Genomic DNA, 18807 nt, shown 5'->3' on the forward strand with positions numbered 1-18807 from the left:
CCGCTAATCCGCGATGAACCCAAAAAAAGCCCCCGCAGGAGCTTCTTTTATTGAGTGCTGATTATTGGCTCATACGAATCAATGATTTACCAATCAACCACTCTAGTTCTTTACCGCTAGTATCGCCAAACTGAGTTTCAGTCAGCTTGTATAGACGATCAATACCGTTTGCAGCGAACTCATGCGCGCTCTCAGCAGTAACGATATGATGGAAAAGTAAACGTAAGATTGCTAGGAACTCAGCGTCTTCAAGTGCTGCAACCCAGCTAGCTGAAAATGCGTCAAGGCCATTTTCGAAGTCAATGTGTTCCACGAACATCTTGAAAATACGACCGTCTAGAGCAGCAGTAAAATCCGTTTTCTTTGGAAAGTGATGACTTATACCTGTACGAGAAACACCCGTTTGTTGACTCAACGTCGTGTATGACATCTTGTCGTAACCCAATCTTAGTAGCTGGTCTACAACGGCATCCATGATTTTCTGGATCGTGATTTCTGTATCTTCTTTACTACGCTTTGGCATATTCAGGCTCTTCTCTTTGTAAATCCATCTAACTCAATCAAATGAAGTCAGAATGAAAATCGTTATCAGCATTATGTGAGCAAGGTATTTTTTCGCAAGTATTTATAACTAAATTCACACAAATACTATGTACGAACAATTTTACAGTGATGCCTCTTTGGACACTTTGTCTAATTATTCTTCGAAAATCACCTTACAATCCTAAGTCGATAAGTTTAAATAACTACTTAGAATATGAAATACCCAACGAAAAATTCATTGTATAAATACCTATCAAGCGATAGATAGTCTTATAAAATCATTTCTGGCGCAACTAAGTGAATGATATTCTGACATATTAATAACATTCCTCTTCAACAAAACGTGAGGTAAATCACATACATATTTGGCGGCGCGAATATAGATATTCATCAAACACCTTAACAAACAACATAGCATACCAGTATAAATTAGTTCAAAGGTTTTAATTTTTGTAGATACAGTTCAAATTGCTCGTTAGAATAACCTCAGACTTTGTAAGAGGATTATTTATGAGCCAAGATATTGGTAACAACGATGTATGTGAGGCTTGCGGCTGTGCAGGCGAAATCGGGTTCATCATTAAAGAAGGCGACGATGTTGCTGAAGTAACGGTTTACGGAAACTCAAAAGCACTGATTGAAGCTGAGTTTGCTAAGTATGTTGAACTTGCTAAACAAGTGTCTAGCAACGTTGAGTTCGAAGCATCAGAGATGACTGAAGAAAGCACAGAGTTGCACGCTCGCTTTAAATTTGAAGTTAGCGCTGAGAAGATTATTTTTGAACTTAAGACTCGCTCTCTAGCGCGTTAATATAAGCATTTATATGCTTATTAAAAGACGAGTGAATTACTCGTCTTTTTTTAATTGAACCCAAGCCAGTGACCCATTTTGCTCAAAATCATTTTCTGCAGCGCACTGAATCACTACGCCCCCTACCTCTAACACTGCCCCAATACTATAAGCCTTGTCATCATAATAACAAACTCGTTGCTGTTGACTGCCTTGTGTCACCACTACCGCAGCTTTACCGGGCGTTGAAATTACTTTATTGGCACTCGCAGACATTGAGCCAAACAATGAAGCGGCTATCAGAAAGACCTTAATAATTCGTATATTTACTCTAATCATTGATTTACCTATCATCTTTGCTCCATTCCTCGTTAATCTACCGCCAAATGGGTAAAACACTATGCGAGATTAATTTTTCCATTATAGTGTAAGCGTCTATCGTAATAAGAAGCCTGTTATGCTCAGAATAATTGCACTTATTATTGGTTCCTTAACCATAACAAATGTCAGTGCTGAACCACTCGATCACTATCAAATATTGAACCATCTCGATAATTACGGAAACTTATATCTACGAAATAAGCCTTATAGATCACTTCCAACTGGCTTGGTGGTAGATGGTAATCTCAATATAGAGAATACTGCGATCACACGCCTACCCAAAGGGTTAGAAGTGAACGGCAGCCTTAAAGGCTCTAACAGCCAACTCGCTCGAGTCCCGAGCGGGGTTAAGATAAAAGGTTACGTCGACTTGATTGGCAGCCAAATCACCAGCTGGCCAAGAGGTGTAAGAGTGGGCGGCTTTATCAACCTCACCGACACTCCACTGGAAAGGCTACCGAATGGCTTTAGAGTAAAAGGCGATCTGAGCGTGATCCGCACTCCTTTAACCGAGTTACCCAACGGGATCGTGATTAACGGCGACCTTTATATAGGTGGTTCTGGGATTACAACATTCCCCGAGACCATGACAGTCAAAGGCAACATCTATCTGGGCGGCAACACCGTAACCAAATGGCCAACCAATCTAGATCTCGGTGGTGCAGTCGCTCGCTAATTCAGGCTAATGCTCTAATGCTCTAATGCTCTAATGCTCGATCGCAGCAACAAATGGTGATTCAGAAACAAAAAAGGAGCCCAAGGCTCCTTTTTCAATTCAATCAAGTTGCTAATCAACTAGCAAGCTAACTAACGCTCGTTAACCAATGTTCTTCACTGGGTTGGCGTAGCTATCGATCAAGTACTGACGCGCACCTTGTGGCAGGCTCGACAGTTTAGCTTCAAACTCTTGTTTAACGGCCGCTGTAATCGACTCATCTTCTTTTTCTGCTGCCAGCAAGTTTACTGGGAACAGTTTGTAGTTATCGTGGATCTGACGATCGATCTCTTCAGCAAGCGCTTCAGGCGTATCAAAATCTTGGTCGATAACCTGACCGAAACCAACGTGAACGCGTCCTTTATCACCGATGATGCCTTGAATGATACTTTCGATATCTTCAAACTCACCCTTTTCGTAACTGCCGTTTACGTCTTTTTCGAAAAGCTCTATCGCTTTAGCCGTGTCACATGGGTCGTTCTCGTAAGAAATAGCCACAGGAACAATCTTCAATGACTTCACGTATTCAGGGAAAGCAATTTTTTGCTTACGTCCTTCAACGTGGAACATTTTCAAAATTGCTGGCTCAGTAAAATCGTTACCGTCTTTCGCACGACCTTCCTTTTGAGCGATCCAGATTGAGTTGCCCGTTTCTAGAGAGTGCTTAATGTAAGAAGACAACTGCCCTAGCGCTTTCATCATCTCACGCGGTCCTTTCAAAGAACGCTTTACGATGAAGCTCTTGTTTAAACGCATCAATTCAGTCGCACATGGCTTTTTCAACAGGTTGTCTCCGATAGCGATACGACAAGTCTGATGATTATTTTGATGCAGAGCGTAATTTACCAACGCAGGATCCATAGCAATGTCACGATGGTTTGATACAAACAGATAAGCTTGGTTCGCATCCAGTGACTCGATACCAGTGTACGTCACACCGCTAGTGGTTTTCGCTAACGTGTCGCGTAAGTACTTTTTCACTTCAATCTGAATGGATTCAACGCTAGTCAGCTTGCTCCATTTCATTTTTAAGTACACACGCAAAATCGGGCTCATTAATGCTTTGAACCAAGACGCATGGTTTGAAAAACGGTAGTGCAAGATTGCACTGATAAATTCTTCATCATTAATAAGACGGTTTAGTGCCGCTGGAATTTCATCATCGCCGTAAGGGCGAATATCAACATATGGATCGGTTGGAGAGGTCATTTTTTAATTCATATAATAAAAAGCTGGCTCATTCTACGCGTTGTTTTGACTTCTCGCAGCTACAGAGCCCATACTTTTGACAAGGTCAGACCAGAAACATTGAAAATCCCCTGTTATTGTTGGCATTCTTTAAGATTAACGGTAATCTTGACGCCCCAAAATTAAGGTACTATCTATGAACTTCGCTATTGAATATACATCGGCTTACTTTTCACACTTGGTGATCACACCACGCAAGAAAGTACTTAAACATAGCCTTGTATCGGTTCAAAGTGGCTTGGTTTTGATTAAGTTAGGCAAACAAGAGTATGCCGTTGAACCAGGACAAAGCGTCTGGATTCCATACGACTGCCTAACGTCACTGACCTACTTTCCAAACACTCAGGTTAACCGTGTCGATTTTTCTGTTCGTTTGACGGATTCATTCCCAAGACAAGCGGGTTACATCACGCAAACGAACCTCTCTTCGGCACTACTAGAAAAGCTAGAACAAACCAAAGCTCGCGCTTCTAATGCCAATAATACGGAACAAGCGTTTAAAGATATGCTTTCTGTATTGAAGCAAGAAGTGTTGTCGTTTAAACCCCTGCTTTGCGAAAGTGCTCTTTCTCAGCGATTCAATCAATGGAACATTGATGACTCAAACTTGCCACAAGAGCACACTCTGGTGATGGTGATGCGAGAAGCGAAGAAGCGCATGCAGTCAGGTCAAAAACGTTCACTTGTGATTGATGATCTGTTCTCAGGCAAAGAAGAAGAGTTCGAGCAACTGTGTATGCTTGTTTTTGGTGAAGATTTATAGCTTGGCGGAAAGTGAGTGCTGGTATTAAAACTCGCAAGCCAGATACTAAAAAGCCGCAAAAACTGAGTTTTTGCGGCTTTTTTAATTTTTACTATTTAGACGTAGATAGCAATCTATCTGTGCATCTGCCTGTCTAAAATGGCAACTCAACCTGCATCATTAGGTCGGCGTCACGTGAGTCGTGCCAACGATAATCAAAGCGCATACGCGGCTGCCCTTCGACTTTCTCGCCAAAACCGATGCTGAGTTGAAGACCATGATTCATCAACCACTCCTCTGTAGACATATCATACTCCTCGTCTTCAAGGTCTTCTGGAAACCACATACCCAAGCCAACATAGTTTGACTCAATGCTTTGTGTCAGCAATGGCGAGTCTTTACTTTGAAGTACCCAATCAGACCAATAGTCCGGTGTGCTTTCAGGTTCATCATCGCTCAGCCCACTGATTTCCATCATACGTTGGCCAAAAGACTCAATGCTGGTCGAGAAATCTAGACAATTGTCATCTTCATCAGAAGTCAGCATGATTGAATCTAAGCTAAAAAAATCACACTCAGCATACGCAGGCATACTGCATGCTGCCATGATCAACGTCGCTGGTATCGCGCTCTTTAGCATAGTCCTCTGACCTCTTGATTAGTGAACTTACATTATCTGATACAGTCCACTATCTTGCAACATCTTTGTAACTGACTTTGTACTCAGTTTTGCCACATCGCTTCCACTTATCAGTGCATTACGTATGTCTGTGCTGCGAATTTTCACTTTTTCAGGGCAAGCCATTACAGACCACTGCTCAGTAATCTCATCTGATTTATAGAAAGATGAGAACTTAAAGAAGTTATCTGGGCCAATAACAAACGTCAGTTCAGCGTCACGATGTAACTTTTGCAGTTCACTGAGTACAGCAAAAGTCGTCACGCTTTCGCCGGGTGTAAATAAGCTCTTTTCGATCAACGAAAGCTCAACTTGATCCAGTGAAAGATCACTGATAAATGCATTAACTAACTGACATCTCGTATCAAAGTCTAGCATCTCTTTTCCCCAAGCATGGGCAATACTTGGAACGAGTAGAATTTTGTCAAAGTGAGCCAACGAATCAATCACACTTTTATGCCCTAGGCTCGGTGGATTAAACGCACTACCGAAAATGGCTATTTTTTCCATTGTTTATTACTGCCTTCTCTTTCTAAGCTTGTGCAAAGAGGTTTTTAAATCGGATGATTTAGGTATGATAACACTAGATTTTTAATTTGCTTGCAGGAAAGGAATACGAATGGAACAGTTAATTCGTGACGAAATGCGCGTACTACCTTCAATTGACCCTCACTTCGAAGTGACTCGTCGTGTGGACTTTATTAAAACGAAACTTCAGCAGTCAGGCTGCAAGTCTCTGATCCTTGGTATCAGTGGCGGTGTGGATTCGACAACTTGTGGCCGTTTAGCACAAATGGCCGTTGATAGCCTAAATGAAAACGCTGGTAGCAACGACTACCAATTCATCGCGGTTCGCCTGCCTTACGGTGAACAAAAAGATGAAGACGAAGCGCAACTTGCGCTGTCTTTCATTCAGCCTTCTCAATCTGTTTCTGTAAACATTAAAGCGGGTGTTGATGGGCTTCACGCTGCATCTCACATTGCTCTAGAGGGCACAGGCCTACTACCAACAGATTCAGCAAAAATCGACTTTGTGAAAGGCAATGTGAAAGCTCGAGCTCGCATGATCGCACAATACGAAATTGCAGGTTACGTTGGCGGTCTTGTCATCGGTACTGACCACTCAGCTGAAAATATCACTGGCTTCTACACCAAGCACGGTGACGGCGCATGTGATTTAGCGCCTTTGTTTGGCCTGAACAAGCGTCAAGTTCGTGAACTTGCAGCAACGCTAGGTGCGCCAGAGCTATTGGTTAAGAAAGTGCCTACTGCCGACCTAGAAGAGCTTGATCCACAGAAAGCCGACGAAGCAGCATTGAACCTTTCTTACGACCAAATCGATGATTTCCTTGAAGGTAAAGAAGTCCCTCAAGACGTGTCAGACCGCTTAGTAGGCATCTACAAAGCAACACAGCACAAGCGTCAACCGATCCCAACGATCTACGATTAATTGTTTGAATTAATCTTAGAATCAAAAAGGCCGGAAGTTCATTTCAGTGAACTTCCGGCCTTTTCTATTCAATGTGCTTTTCTTTCTGGCCTTCCGACCTACCGAGTTAGTCTACAACTTCGATATCAGTTTGAGGCACACTGCAACACGCCAGTATTTGCCCCATGTTGCGTTCATGATCTTGCAACGCCGGTACATCAGGTTGATGAACTTGCCCAGACTCAAGGGTCACTTTACAAGCACCACAGAAACCCGCGCGACAGCTTGATGCGATAGACACACCTGCCGACTCAGCTTGCTCTAGTAGTGTTGATTGGTTGTTGCCTTCGAACAGGTAGCCGTTAACGCTCAACTGCAGTTGCTTCACCGCTTCTTCCGTTGATTGAGCAACACCAAACGCTTCTTGATGATAATGCTGAGGATTCAGCCCCATTTGAATCAGCAATTTCTTGGCATTATCCATAAAGCCGTCAGGGCCACACACGAATGCTTGGCGCTTATGAAGGTCCTCAATTTTGGCGACATGAGACACACTCAAACGACCTGACAAACCATCCCACTCTTTCGTTGGTTGGCTTAGTGAATAAATCACACTTAGACCAGCATGTTCGCGAGCGATCTTATCAATCTCAGCTTGATAAGGGATATCTTCTTCACTGCTGCATTGGTGATAGAACACCACATCATCAATCTGACCATGGTCGGCTAAGTAACGAAGCATCGACAACATAGGGGTGATGCCGCTTCCCGCTGATAACAGCAGTAATGGATGTGTTGGGTTATCTTCTAAGTAGAATGCGCCATCTGGATTCTGAGCAACTAGCGTGTCACCGACTTGGAAGTGATCATTGAGCCAGTTTGAGATTTGACCATCGTCCACTCGCTTCACGGAAATCGCCAAACGACCTGCGCGTGAAGGGCTAGAAGATAACGTGTAACGACGAGACACTTTCTCGCCATTAATCACCATTTCAATCGGTAGATGCTGCCCCGGCTGATAGCTTGGTAATAAATTGTTCTCTTTCGCTGGCTCTAGCCAAAAGGTTGTGAAGTCGCGAGCGATCTCTTCACGCTCGACGCAAGTTAAGTGCAGTGACTCGACCCAAGAGTCTTCGTAATGTTCTTTCTCTTTGGTTTCAAGTACCTCAACAACGTCACCCGCTTTCACCAGACCTTCATTTTTCGCCACAAGGTTCTGACCAAAGAAAACGCCACCACGTTCATTGGCTCTGAACGTAGAAAAGGTATTGAGTGGCTCTTTTGTTGCTCTGAATTCGCCGCTCTCAACATCGACTGTCGTTAGGATACAGCGCTCACAAGGCTTCACCGCTTCGAATTCAACCTCACCAATTCGAATGCGCTTCCAACCATCTTCAGCAAACGCTTCAGTGTTTGAGACGACAAAATTGGTGCGGAACTGATCCATTGAATGGGTTTCAGGGCTGCGGCGATTGAGTTCATCAAGAGAGGCTTGGCTGATCACTAACATTGGGTAACCGTCAGCAAAACTCACATTGTGACCGAGCTTTTCACGAACACGATTAGATTGCTCACCACAGAACAGTAGCTCAACGCGCACGCCCAACACATCACTGAACCAATCATCGGCTTCATCACATGTCGTGTATGCCGTGAAGCTGTCTTTCCACACCTTTGCTGGCGCTTCTTGCATCTTGAAGCTCGCATACTTTAAGCGCAGCGGTTCTTTAGCTTCATAAGTGAAGATCAAACCATCTGGTTGCAAGCTAGAAGATACCTTGACCATTTTAGGGTACTTACGTGCCGTCACCATTGAGCCGTCAGCCAAGGCCAACATAAAACGTCTGTCGAAGGTAAGGCCCTGTTTTTCGACCCAAGCAGAAGAGAGTGCAATCCCACCTACTGATTTAACCGGAAACACATTAATTTGAGATAAGGAGGGCTGTTGACCTGAAAGCTCTTGCTCCAAAGCCTTTTGATCCAAAGGTGACTGCGACATAACGATTCCAATGTTTTGTTGTTTGTCCCAATGCTAACAAATGGTTATAAATAGATAAACTGGCAGGCATTAAACACTTGATACTAAGTAGGCATGATTAAACTAATAGAATGGCATTATGTTCCGGCAAACCTAAAACTCTTGAAACTAACGATGATGCTTTACACACTAAAAGTAACCCGAATTTATTCACGCTATTTTTAAGTAGATCAGCAATATGCTGCACCTTGTTTCGACAATTGACTCAATGAGCCAGGTTTGCCTAAGTGATAGCCCTGAAAATAATCTATGCCCTGCGATTGTGCAAAACGTAAATCTTCATGGTTTTCTATACCTTCAGATAACAATTCAATCTGATACTTCCGAGCTAAAAATCTAAGACGCTCCCAAAAGGTCGAATTATCACTCCGGTTTCTCATTAACGACCGATCTATTTTCACTATGTTCGGTTTAACAACCCTAATCAGTGCTTCACCAGTGTTATAACCACTGCCATAGTCATCTATCGCGATTTTAATTCCAAGACCACGACATACTCCAAACTGGGACATCATCCTTTTCTCGTCAATGCCAACCGGGTATTGTTCATTCTCAGTAAGCTCAATCCATAAGGTTATACCCAACTTATTACATGCTTGCCAAATTGGGGAAATATCACGTAGAAAAGTGAAACTTAAAACGTGATCAGGGGAGATATTAATAGTCAGAAAATCAATCATTTTCTTCTGAGACAATAATTCCTCGGACACTCTTAACAAGAATATTTGAGTAAACCATGCAATCTTCTTAGAGTCTAACAGACAGCGAATTGACGATTCAACATCGTGCCCTTTTTCCCAACGTAACAAAACCTCAGCACCGACAGTTCCATTGCCATTAGTTATCGGTTGAAAAACAGGATAAAACAATCCCTGATTAACATCGTCAATAAGTGCTTCGGCTTGTAAATTTTCAGACAACATATTCGTATTCATAAACAAACCTCTTTTTGTGATTAATCCATACTACAGATCAATAACTAGCAAGGATTAGCATGAACAAATCATATGTAGCTTTACATGCCTACTTCTTAACCGTGAAGACAAACTGCATAAGTAGTTAAACGAACTCCTGTACAAATACACAATGCCGTTTCAAAACGGTAATCTCGAGTCTGTTACATTTAGATAGGTTATTAAAAACGCCATTAACTATCATAGATGACTATACTTCAATTAGATCAAATTACGCTTAGGGATAATGTATGTTTGGTGACTATTTAAAGGAATTGAGAGTCTCACTAGGTCTTACTCAGAGTGAGCTTGCTGTTAAGTTAAACCTTGCAAATGAAGAGTTTCGCTCTGTAGACGTGGTAACTCTCAGTCGTTGGGAACGAGGAAAAACCAAACCAACACTTGCAAAATGCCTAAGAATCTTGCGTTGTTTACAGGTTGACCTGAGTGACTTTTATGAATTAATACCTAATCCAAACGAAACAAAGCTACTAGACGAGGTTGAACAACTTCGTTTTAATAACAGGGTAACGAAGCTTTCATCATTAAGTTATGAAGAGCCACAAGAGCCACAATCAACTTTAATTACTGAGATGCCACTTCTTTTGAAAGATGATGACAAGATACTATCTAGCCTTAAAATCTTTTACGAAACAGCCATCCATACACCGAAGGGTTTTTTCGACATTAATCTATATGACTACCAACAAAACAAACGAGCTATTTTAAAAAGATTTATAACAGAAAGCGGGCAGTTGGTAGGTCACTCAATTAGTTTTATATTCGAAAGTGACTATTTTGACAAAGTTACTCATTCAAAAATCATTGATATCGACCTGACAAAATCTGTCAGTTATAAAAATTCGACTAAGTTATCAGTTTGTAATTATAATCGTTACTCTTCTAATTTCCAGATATTTCGATGTATGTTAGTTTCTCAATTTATAAACCTAATTCACTATTCAAATGTTCAACGTTATTATTTCTTTAGTGCATGGCCTGAAATCGGACAAATTTTAGAGCAACTTGGATTTAAGAAAATAGCATTTGATATTGAGTCAGAAAAAGGAGGTTTTAAATTAGGCAACCGCTCATTCGAACATTGCTTATACGAAATTGATACAGCGACACTTCTTTCTCAACCCGAAATAATAACCCTCATAAAAACAACCCAGTGGGATAACCAATACTCAATCAAAAATCATTAGGCATAGCCAAACAGACTTTAAATTAAGATGCCTACCATCTTAAGTTTCTACACATAATAATACTTCGCCTTATGCAAAAGATTGGAGAAAACTACTGTGTTTGGCGAATACTTAAAAAAATATCGAATCGCGAATGAACTAACACAAAGTCAAGCAGCTACAAAGCTCAACTTACTCGGAGGAGATCTATCGAACATTGATACCGTTACACTTAGTCGATGGGAAAGAGGAACAACTAAACCAACTCTTAGCCGTAGTATTCGTGTTTTGCGAGAATTTACCAACGATCTTGAGCCTTATCTATCTAAAGTTAGTCATTTACAACATCAAGACCCTAGTTCTAAAAATAGAGTTGATCAATTCAATACTCTGATGGAAGAGAAATACCGTAGTTTAAATAACTTGATCGCCAGAGCAAATTATCAGTCAACATCGATGATCGAACACAATCCTGTTTGTGAATATCCGATTGGAAATTCTAATGATAGTGAGATTGTAAATTCTGTACTTGTTTTTCATGAGAAAACCTCTGATGAGAATATTAAGCATGGACTCTATAAAATCGATTTTTTAAAATATTGCAATGAAAAACGTTTCATTGCCTATAAATATGTCGACAGCGTCACAGGGGAGCTATTAGGACATAACATAGGCACTATATTCACGACTGAAGGTATGATCTCCGAAATTGAAACACTTTCTCAAAAGTCGATTGATGAAATAGATTTAAGAAAAACCGTTCCTTATAATAAAAGACGAAAATTAGCTTATTTTGCGGTGAGCCATCATTCGCTGTACGAGCGACCTTTTCGTCTACAATTAAATAGAGAATTCAGGTTTCTAGCAAAACACGCTAACATTACCGACTACTACACAACAGTTGCTATAAAGAGCTCAGCAGAAGTACTCGAAAAAATGGGATTTTCTGTTGTTTCGTACGAGAAAAAATCAACCAACGGTGCAATCAAAATTGGTAAACACTATTATTCTAAAGCTTTAATGCACATAAAAACAAGCCAGCTATTTACTCAACCCGAGTTCTTGAACTTGCTTACAGGCTGTCAAACCTGTTCAAACCCATGCTCAATTAGCTCTCAGTGTTGCTAAGCGGTCTCTTTCCGCGCACATTAACAGGAGTACCAATCCATCGAAAGATAGTTCTGATGGATGAACTCCTGCTTGCTTCAATCTTTCAAAACACAGCTCTACAGTTTTGACATTCGTATTCGATATTATTGAACCAATATACCTCATTATTTTCCCACTTAAATTATCAGTACAATCTATATACTATGTAATTAAGCGATTGAGTATTAAAGCATATGGTAAAAAGTTAGAATCTAATATGCTATGTTCGCTTGACTACATGTCAACCTCACGAACAATTACATCATCTACTTCATTGTTTAGTAATGTTACATAACTGCTCTGAGTCATGCCTCTTACAGCTTTCGTGTTTTGCATGCCATCCACATTCGTTAGACTTTTGTCAGAATAAATTGCTCGTATATCTCCATCGACTCGGCCTGAAAACGTGACATCATCAGCACTAATAGAAGCAATCGCTGAGGTTGCAAAAAATAAAAACGAACATAAAACGACCTTAATATTGACAAACGACTTCATAAACACCTCAAATGTAATTGGTTACATATGAGAGTTTAGCTTATTCGCAGGAAAAAAGAAGTCTAATGCCTACCAGCCACTCTTGCATCCGTGATGTTAGATTTGTAAACATTAATTTGTTCAGAAAAGTCCATTCATAACGATCATGATATAGCATGGATACGGCCACATCAATTCACCAGACTTATGCATATTATGCACTGGTTAGCGATTTGATGGCAGTTAAACCTTAGGGAGAGACCGAAGAGTAAAACGCTAATACATATCTTGCAAGTCTTCATAGTAGTTTAATGGTTTTACATTAAGAGAATTAAATTTTATCTAACTTCGTAATATTTAATACCTGAACCTAAGATCTGGTATGTAAACCATGATTCTTGGCAACACTTGATTATTCACATCAACGTAAGCTATGTAAGATCATAGATGAATAGTTAGACAGATTTAATCGAGTGCAAAAAAAAAGCATCACCATACCTTATAAGAAATAGGTCTAGTAATACTTTAATATTGATCAGGTTACCGGTAAGAGCTTATTCTAATACTTGGCCAGGAATGATCAAATCAGGATTTTCAATATCATTACTCTCAATGATCTCTTCTAAATCGAAGCCGAACTTTCTACGTAGTTCATATAACCAATCACCTTCTTGTACGACATAAGGTAATGTCGGCTTAACAGCAACTTCGGATATACTGTTAGACATAGTATCGAAGTCACAGTCCGTATCAGTTGGGTCAGATGTGCAATCCGGAGCTTTCGTAATTTCAAGTGACGAAGGGCGAGGTTCAACTTGGTCAGACTCAATCTTACGCTTGCTGTCATTGAAATAATAAGATAATCCAACCACGGCTTCTCGTTGATTTTGCCCAAAATCATCATTCAACGTTTGATTAAGTGCGATACTCGCACCGAAATATTCATTCAAAGCATACTCAGCAAGGTACTCTATTGTTGGATATTTATCTTCAAATCCGACTCCAACCTTTAAATCAATTTCTTCTCCATCATGTATACTATAAAGCAAACCTAAATCAGGTATGTACTCAGAATCATCTAATAATTTATAATGTTTGATACCTAGATTCAATTGAAGTCGGTTATATTGGTAGAGAAAATAAATAGATTGAGAATTCTCAAACATATCTCCATCAAAATTATAGCCATAGTTTGCCCCTACCCCCAAAATATGAGCAGTTGGCTTCTCAGCAACCGCTGCACCGCTGGTTAGTACTAGAAACATAAAAAAAATATTATTAATTAGTCGGTTCACAGGTTCACCTCATAAACAACATTAAACGACCCTTGGTAATTACCTGAACTGAGTGCATTTCCATCGACATCAAAACTAACATCGTATGCTACATCAACTTTGTTACTACCTTCTCCATTCACTGTAATCACTTCTGAATCAGGAAAAGATACGGTATTAAGTACTCCGTCTTGGACAATCACCTTGTCAGGGCTTTCGCAGCCAATGGCACACGTGATTGTGTAGGGTATCTTTTCTAGCGAGTTATCAATATTTGTAAGCTCATAGTCACCTGACGTAGGGCTAAATGTCATAATAACGCCTGTAGGTAAAGTCCCTAACAAGCTAACATCATACCTCGTTGTACCAGAGATCCTTTTTGTTGCAGTATCATACTGGGGTTCAATATTCCCGTCTCCAAGTACCGTTAATGATTCAAGGATCGCAGCTTGATAATCAATCGTGATAATTAACGTCTCCGGCACTCTGGTATAAGTCATCGTACCGGTTTGACTTGTAAAAAAGTAAGTGGGTGAAAGGTTAATTGATGCCGTAAAAGTTCCAGATCCAACAGGGGCTGCGAACACATCATTACTGATATTAGGCAAAGCGAAAGCAGGTCGATAAAACTTAAAAGGCTCTATTCGGCTTGTTGCTGTGTAACCCATTCGCGACACACACAAAGTCGACTCTTGGCCCACTTTCGCACTCGAACCACTTATATTTGTAGCTGCACACTCATTGGCAACTCCCATTCCCACATTTGACCCGTAGTCTTTTGATGTGAAATAACTAGCCGAGCTACCCAAATTATACTCAACGCCTAACAACTCCAGGCTGGTGTTAAAACTTTCGCCTGTAGAATGATTAACAAAGCTAACGTTATTAACGGGTTGGTTATCCATCGTTGCGGGATACCACTCTGCCGTTGGTTGCTCTTGCGCTATCGTCCATGCAGATGGAGATATAGCTTCACTACCGAAATAACTATTTGGCGCCGCATTGTTCCAAACCACAGAGTTGTTTGCTGTAATCGTTCCGTATACATCTGCAGCATGGCTACTATCTAAAGCCGTGAATAATAGCGCTATACTAATTAGGCTATTTCTTTTTAATAGTGATATTTTTGTTATAACTGTAATCATGGTTGGCTACCTTAACGGATAACGAATCGACATTTTGCAGGCCTTCTGCTAATTTTATGGTTTTCTTTCGACCAGATAGTATTGTATTAGTTTGTTTACATTTGTTACTAACAGAATTCGGTTTACAGTTATCAAACTGTATGTAGAAAAATGTGTTACCATTATTTTCCACATAAACTTCTGAACCGTTATATTTAACTTTGTAGTCAACATTAGTATTTTTTGCAGGTACAATATAATAAGGAGCATAACCATAATTAATACCAATTATACTTTCTTTTTTATCTCCATCGATAACGCTAGGCATGAAAGTCACTTGATAAACTTTGTCCTTCTCTAAATCATCACAATTAACCTGACATAAATTCTTTACTGATACACGACGTCTTTCCCCCGGATTTAATATCAGTTTATTGGGTAATAGCGCAAGATCCCATAAAGGTAAATTATCTTTTGTTAGCTCTACCTTTTCTAACTCTCCGTTTTCAACCTTTACTTGGCTAACGTTACCTTTTATATATTCAGGTTCAGTTTTCGAACTAGTCAGAGTAAAAACTCCATTACCATCTTCTCCAGCTATAAGAAGCATTTTATCTATGCTAAATGCATGGCTAAAAGAGGTCGTCATTAATAGTATCGAAGTAAATATTACACGTTGCATAATTTTCTCTATGTTAGTTATAAGCATATGGCGTCATCTCCATATGAACTGCATAATTAATGAGTTCATCAACATACAGTTTGTTTGCCGTAGTTAGTTGCTCAGGAGACTTAGCGAATATATACAAATAACCGCCAAGCTTTTTGTTTATAATTTCAACACCTGAGTTGTTCAGTTTGTTCTGATAGTTCAATACAATATTACTATCCTTGTATTGCCCTAAGTAGTAATAATAAACACCATCAACTAGGGCTATCTGATAACCTTCACTATTTTCTTCGAATGATGGCATACAGAAGTTATTACCTAAATTCAAATTATTAACCGATGATAACTCCGGTATTACACATTGGTTTTCCTTAGATATAATTTTGTAAGGTTGTTTATCTTTCACCTTAAATTGATACACACCTTCAACAAGCTTGTCAGTAGAAACACAACCTCCACCGATACATTCAACTCCGTCTATTGGATTTCCATTTATATCACTAAACGTCGATATAAATGATTTCAACTCAGACAACGACGTATCCAAACGGATAACAGTTCCTGGATAACTAGTAGCCGACGTATAAGACTCACCATTGTTGTAAAAATCAGAGGCTTCCGTATCAAGCTTGAATTCATATTCATAGAACTCTTTTAATGGATATACCGTCAAAGCATCTCCACTAACATAAGCATTGCTTTGTTTTCCATTCTGCTCGGAGTTAACTACCGCCAAGAATTTTCCATCCGAAGACAGTTCCCCTGTATCATTATTCGAAATAAAATAAGAAGATGACTTTTCACTCGTAAACTCTATTCCTTGAGAAGTTACGATATTACTTGTACCAATATATGCAGAAACACTTGTATTGCTACTTGAATTGATATAGGTATAAGAGTTTGAGTCAATATATTTATTCTTATAATTTGCAGACAATGATAAATCGGCACTGCTTTGGTCTTCAGTAGAATCTTGATAATAAAGTCCCGCAGAGCTTGATACATTTAGATTGTTTCTGTTAATTAGACTACTTGAGACTGTATCTCTATGCGATAGCGCAACATCACCACTATCATCTATTTGTGCTTGTGTACTATGTGTGTATGTGTTTTCCTGGCCTATTGGAATAATTATTGAGGCCATAACACCATAATTTATATCGCTCGATTCACTTGCTGATAACTCTAAGTTCACCTTTGAGTCAAGTGGTAATGATGATATCTGCACGCCACTTCTTGCAGACCAACTTTCTGATTCATTATTATAACCATTACTAAAATCTTTATATTGGTTTTTTGTTAATATACCCGATATATATGATGATATATTTCTCGTTAAGTACTTGTTGTAATTTACTGATAATGACGTATAGTTCGAGTTACTGAATAAAAGTTGAGACAAACTAATATCTCCAATACTATTATCATTTTCACTATCAAATTTTGTGTAAGATACACTTAAGTTATAAATCCCCACATCAAAATTATAAAAACTAGATCCATCGTCAAATAATCCTGTTACTGCCGATATTCTGGACACTTCCCCTAAAGATAAGTGACCACCAACATAATTATAATTATCTTCCCCTGTAATAAACGAACCTGCACCCAGTGCAAAAAAATCCGTAACTTGATAGCTCAATTTCCCATTGGTGAACATTGGACTTTCATAATTATCATAAGCAAAGTTGATGGATTTCTGGTCAAAATCGTCCTCTAGTCCCGTATTCGTCAGGTCTCTTGATAAATAACCGGCTGTAATATGATAATCTAGTTCGCCGGTTTTAATCGACGAAGAGCTTGTATTGACTATCAACCTATCTTCTGTGTAAAACTCTTCACTGCCATCAAATATTCGAATTGTCGCAGTATAAGTACCAAATGGTAGCTCGTTATAGTCAAAGTATTCTTGCCCTGCATCCACATTACGACTTAATAGAACACGGCCTCTATCATCATTAATTTCTAGTCGACCAGCTCTTGAAATGTTCAAATATACTCGTCTAGAATTAGAAGATGATTTTTTTACTAGCTCTCTCGTCGATCCAATCGACAACATGTAACCAGAAGTTTTGCTGCCATTTTCTAAAAACTGAGTACTATTCCAAGGGCGTTCTTGGTATTTATACCCGACAGAGAAACGAGTATTACCACCAACATAGTTATACGATGAGTCATCCGAACTGAAACCATTGACATCACTAAAGTTTAGATCATTATGCAAATAGCCATACTTGCCAAAACCTGCATAATTTTCATGTTGATAAGAATAAGACGATGTATAATCAGTGTTGTCGCTATAAGAACCAGATAGATTCAAACCATGTGACATAATGATCGCGTTTTGATCGATCTCTTCTTTTACAAATTTTATTTCTGACTCTTCTATTATCTCAGTTAAGAATTGTGAGTTAACATGAATAATCAATGATTGGCTATCTGGCACATAAACAAAATCATATAAATCAGGTAGTAGACCACATTCACTTCGATAACCTTTACAATCTAGGCTCGATTCAACCCCATTTACCAGTGTTGTTGCCACCGCATCGCTAACATCTTTCTCAATACCAAGTTCATTCGCCAATGCTTGTGCTACAAGTTGTTTTTGTGAAGTGGGAATTCTTACTTCATCACCCGAGATGAAAGCTTCCGAATAGAATAATTTGTTGTTATCAGCCGAGAGAATTAGTGGCATTCTTATCAACTTCTCTTCAAACATATCTTCAAATCCATCTGGAATATTTGCGACGGATTTTGAACTATATATTATGGCCAAGAAAAATATGATAATTAAGTTTAAACCAAACCAAAGTCTAATAAACATTATAGTTGAAGCTCCACATTGAACGTAATACGACCATTGCAATCTAATGGCTCATCACTCGGTATATTTTTATTTGTCACTAATTCAAATTCATTGGTAGAGTTTTCATATTCAGTATTTTTAATATTATTAAATTCAAAGTTTGGTATATCTGAAATATCAGAGTAATGTTTTCTATCGATATAGAGATCGACAAAATCATCATACATAGTCTCACCGCTATCGTTGAAAACACATTTAGAAGTGAACTCTGATATGTTATAACTGTATTCAAACGAATCCCCAGAGCTTGTTGGTATATTCGTTCTAATATAAGAATAAAAACGCCCATTTAGAAAGGTTTCGTTCTCACCATCATACTTCAGTGCAATAAACTCATCAGATAAATCTACATTTATAGAATAGTCATACAAATTCGCTCTATTTATTTGTGTATTTACTGGAAATGAATAGCTTTCATAGCCAAAGCTATTGAAACTAAAAATAACAAGCAATAATAGAAAGAAATAATTTATATAGATATTCATTTTCATCAGCCTCGAAAAACAAGGCACTTAATTAATTAAGTGCCTATCAAATAAT

General features: G+C 39.2%; 19 protein-coding genes. 6 read left to right on the top strand and 13 right to left on the bottom strand.

Annotated elements, in window-relative coordinates; all coding sequences use genetic code 11:
- Window positions 1-61: 61 nt before the first annotated feature.
- Window positions 62-523, bottom strand: a complete 462-nt coding sequence (locus AB4558_RS17245) for a TetR/AcrR family transcriptional regulator (protein WP_017062760.1) — start codon at window positions 521-523, stop codon at window positions 62-64.
- A 530-nt stretch (window positions 524-1053) separates the two neighbouring features.
- Between AB4558_RS17245 and AB4558_RS17250 the strand changes: the two genes are divergently transcribed.
- The gene (locus AB4558_RS17250) at window positions 1054-1353 is read left to right on the top strand and encodes a YfcZ/YiiS family protein (protein WP_017062761.1); all 300 of its coding nucleotides are present in this window, start codon (window positions 1054-1056) and stop codon (window positions 1351-1353) included.
- Window positions 1354-1389: 36 nt separating this feature from the next.
- Here AB4558_RS17250 and AB4558_RS17255 read toward each other — a convergent pair whose 3' ends face one another.
- Window positions 1390-1686: a YnjH family protein gene (locus AB4558_RS17255; RefSeq protein WP_102332681.1), complete on the bottom strand. Its 297-nt coding sequence runs from the start codon at window positions 1684-1686 to the stop codon at window positions 1390-1392.
- Window positions 1687-1789: 103 nt separating this feature from the next.
- Between AB4558_RS17255 and AB4558_RS17260 the strand changes: the two genes are divergently transcribed.
- Window positions 1790-2389: a hypothetical protein gene (locus AB4558_RS17260; protein ID WP_372074935.1), complete on the top strand. Its 600-nt coding sequence runs from the start codon at window positions 1790-1792 to the stop codon at window positions 2387-2389.
- 141 nt (window positions 2390-2530) lie between these two features.
- Here AB4558_RS17260 and AB4558_RS17265 read toward each other — a convergent pair whose 3' ends face one another.
- Window positions 2531-3637 carry a 1-acyl-sn-glycerol-3-phosphate acyltransferase gene (locus tag AB4558_RS17265; protein ID WP_017064308.1) on the bottom strand — a complete coding sequence of 369 codons (1107 nt, stop codon included), beginning with the start codon at window positions 3635-3637 and terminating at the stop codon, window positions 2531-2533.
- A 175-nt stretch (window positions 3638-3812) separates the two neighbouring features.
- Here AB4558_RS17265 and AB4558_RS17270 point away from each other — a divergent pair, with 175 nt between their 5' ends.
- Window positions 3813-4439 (top strand): hypothetical protein, encoded by a 627-nt coding sequence (locus AB4558_RS17270; protein WP_017064307.1) that lies wholly within the window; start codon window positions 3813-3815, stop codon window positions 4437-4439.
- A gap of 133 nt (window positions 4440-4572) precedes the next feature.
- Here the strand turns inward: AB4558_RS17270 and AB4558_RS17275 are convergent, their stop codons facing one another.
- Together AB4558_RS17275 and AB4558_RS17280 are read right to left on the bottom strand one after the other, a co-directional pair.
- Window positions 4573-5058, bottom strand: a complete 486-nt coding sequence (locus AB4558_RS17275; RefSeq protein WP_372074936.1) for a hypothetical protein — start codon at window positions 5056-5058, stop codon at window positions 4573-4575.
- Between the two features lie 27 nt (window positions 5059-5085).
- Window positions 5086-5607, bottom strand: a complete 522-nt coding sequence (locus AB4558_RS17280) for a nicotinate-nicotinamide nucleotide adenylyltransferase (RefSeq protein ID WP_017064305.1) — start codon at window positions 5605-5607, stop codon at window positions 5086-5088.
- A gap of 109 nt (window positions 5608-5716) precedes the next feature.
- Between AB4558_RS17280 and nadE the strand changes: the two genes are divergently transcribed.
- Window positions 5717-6547, top strand: coding sequence for an ammonia-dependent NAD(+) synthetase (gene nadE, locus AB4558_RS17285; RefSeq protein WP_102393916.1), 831 nt, complete (start codon window positions 5717-5719; stop codon window positions 6545-6547).
- 106 nt (window positions 6548-6653) lie between these two features.
- On the opposite strand, the gene AB4558_RS17290 is transcribed toward nadE, so the two are convergent.
- Window positions 6654-8525 (bottom strand): MOSC N-terminal beta barrel domain-containing protein, encoded by a 1872-nt coding sequence (locus tag AB4558_RS17290; RefSeq protein ID WP_372074937.1) that lies wholly within the window; start codon window positions 8523-8525, stop codon window positions 6654-6656.
- A 209-nt stretch (window positions 8526-8734) separates the two neighbouring features.
- Window positions 8735-9499: an EAL domain-containing protein gene (locus AB4558_RS17295; RefSeq protein WP_017062770.1), complete on the bottom strand. Its 765-nt coding sequence runs from the start codon at window positions 9497-9499 to the stop codon at window positions 8735-8737.
- 269 nt (window positions 9500-9768) lie between these two features.
- On the opposite strand from AB4558_RS17295, the gene AB4558_RS17300 reads away from it, so the two are divergent.
- Window positions 9769-10725 (top strand): helix-turn-helix domain-containing protein, encoded by a 957-nt coding sequence (locus AB4558_RS17300; protein WP_102321328.1) that lies wholly within the window; start codon window positions 9769-9771, stop codon window positions 10723-10725.
- 96 nt (window positions 10726-10821) lie between these two features.
- Entirely contained in the window at window positions 10822-11832 is a 1011-nt protein-coding gene (locus AB4558_RS17305; RefSeq protein ID WP_102321327.1) for a helix-turn-helix domain-containing protein, read from the top strand.
- A gap of 255 nt (window positions 11833-12087) precedes the next feature.
- Here AB4558_RS17305 and AB4558_RS17310 read toward each other — a convergent pair whose 3' ends face one another.
- The 6 genes from AB4558_RS17310 to AB4558_RS17335 form a co-directional block, all read right to left on the bottom strand.
- Complete coding sequence (locus tag AB4558_RS17310) at window positions 12088-12351, bottom strand: hypothetical protein (RefSeq protein WP_017062773.1); 264 nt, start codon at window positions 12349-12351, stop codon at window positions 12088-12090.
- Window positions 12352-12884: 533 nt separating this feature from the next.
- On the bottom strand, window positions 12885-13625 hold the full coding sequence (locus AB4558_RS17315) for a LysM peptidoglycan-binding domain-containing protein (RefSeq protein WP_065584792.1): 741 nt from the start codon (window positions 13623-13625) through the stop codon (window positions 12885-12887).
- Window positions 13622-14749, bottom strand: coding sequence for a hypothetical protein (locus AB4558_RS17320; protein WP_102321325.1), 1128 nt, complete (start codon window positions 14747-14749; stop codon window positions 13622-13624). The genes AB4558_RS17315 and AB4558_RS17320 overlap by 4 nt, the downstream gene beginning before the upstream one ends.
- The gene (locus tag AB4558_RS17325; protein WP_229648578.1) at window positions 14706-15410 is read right to left on the bottom strand and encodes a hypothetical protein; all 705 of its coding nucleotides are present in this window, start codon (window positions 15408-15410) and stop codon (window positions 14706-14708) included. The genes AB4558_RS17320 and AB4558_RS17325 overlap by 44 nt, the downstream gene beginning before the upstream one ends.
- Window positions 15411-15423: 13 nt before the next feature.
- A complete protein-coding gene (locus tag AB4558_RS17330; protein WP_372074939.1) occupies window positions 15424-18225 on the bottom strand; it encodes a CS1-pili formation C-terminal domain-containing protein in 2802 nt (933 codons plus the stop codon).
- Window positions 18225-18752 carry a hypothetical protein gene (locus AB4558_RS17335; protein WP_240800848.1) on the bottom strand — a complete coding sequence of 176 codons (528 nt, stop codon included), beginning with the start codon at window positions 18750-18752 and terminating at the stop codon, window positions 18225-18227. The genes AB4558_RS17330 and AB4558_RS17335 overlap by 1 nt, the downstream gene beginning before the upstream one ends.
- Window positions 18753-18807 lie beyond the last annotated feature (55 nt).

The organism is Vibrio sp. 10N.222.51.C5, assembly GCF_041474575.1.
GTDB classification, from domain to species: Bacteria; Pseudomonadota; Gammaproteobacteria; order Enterobacterales; family Vibrionaceae; genus Vibrio; species Vibrio crassostreae_C.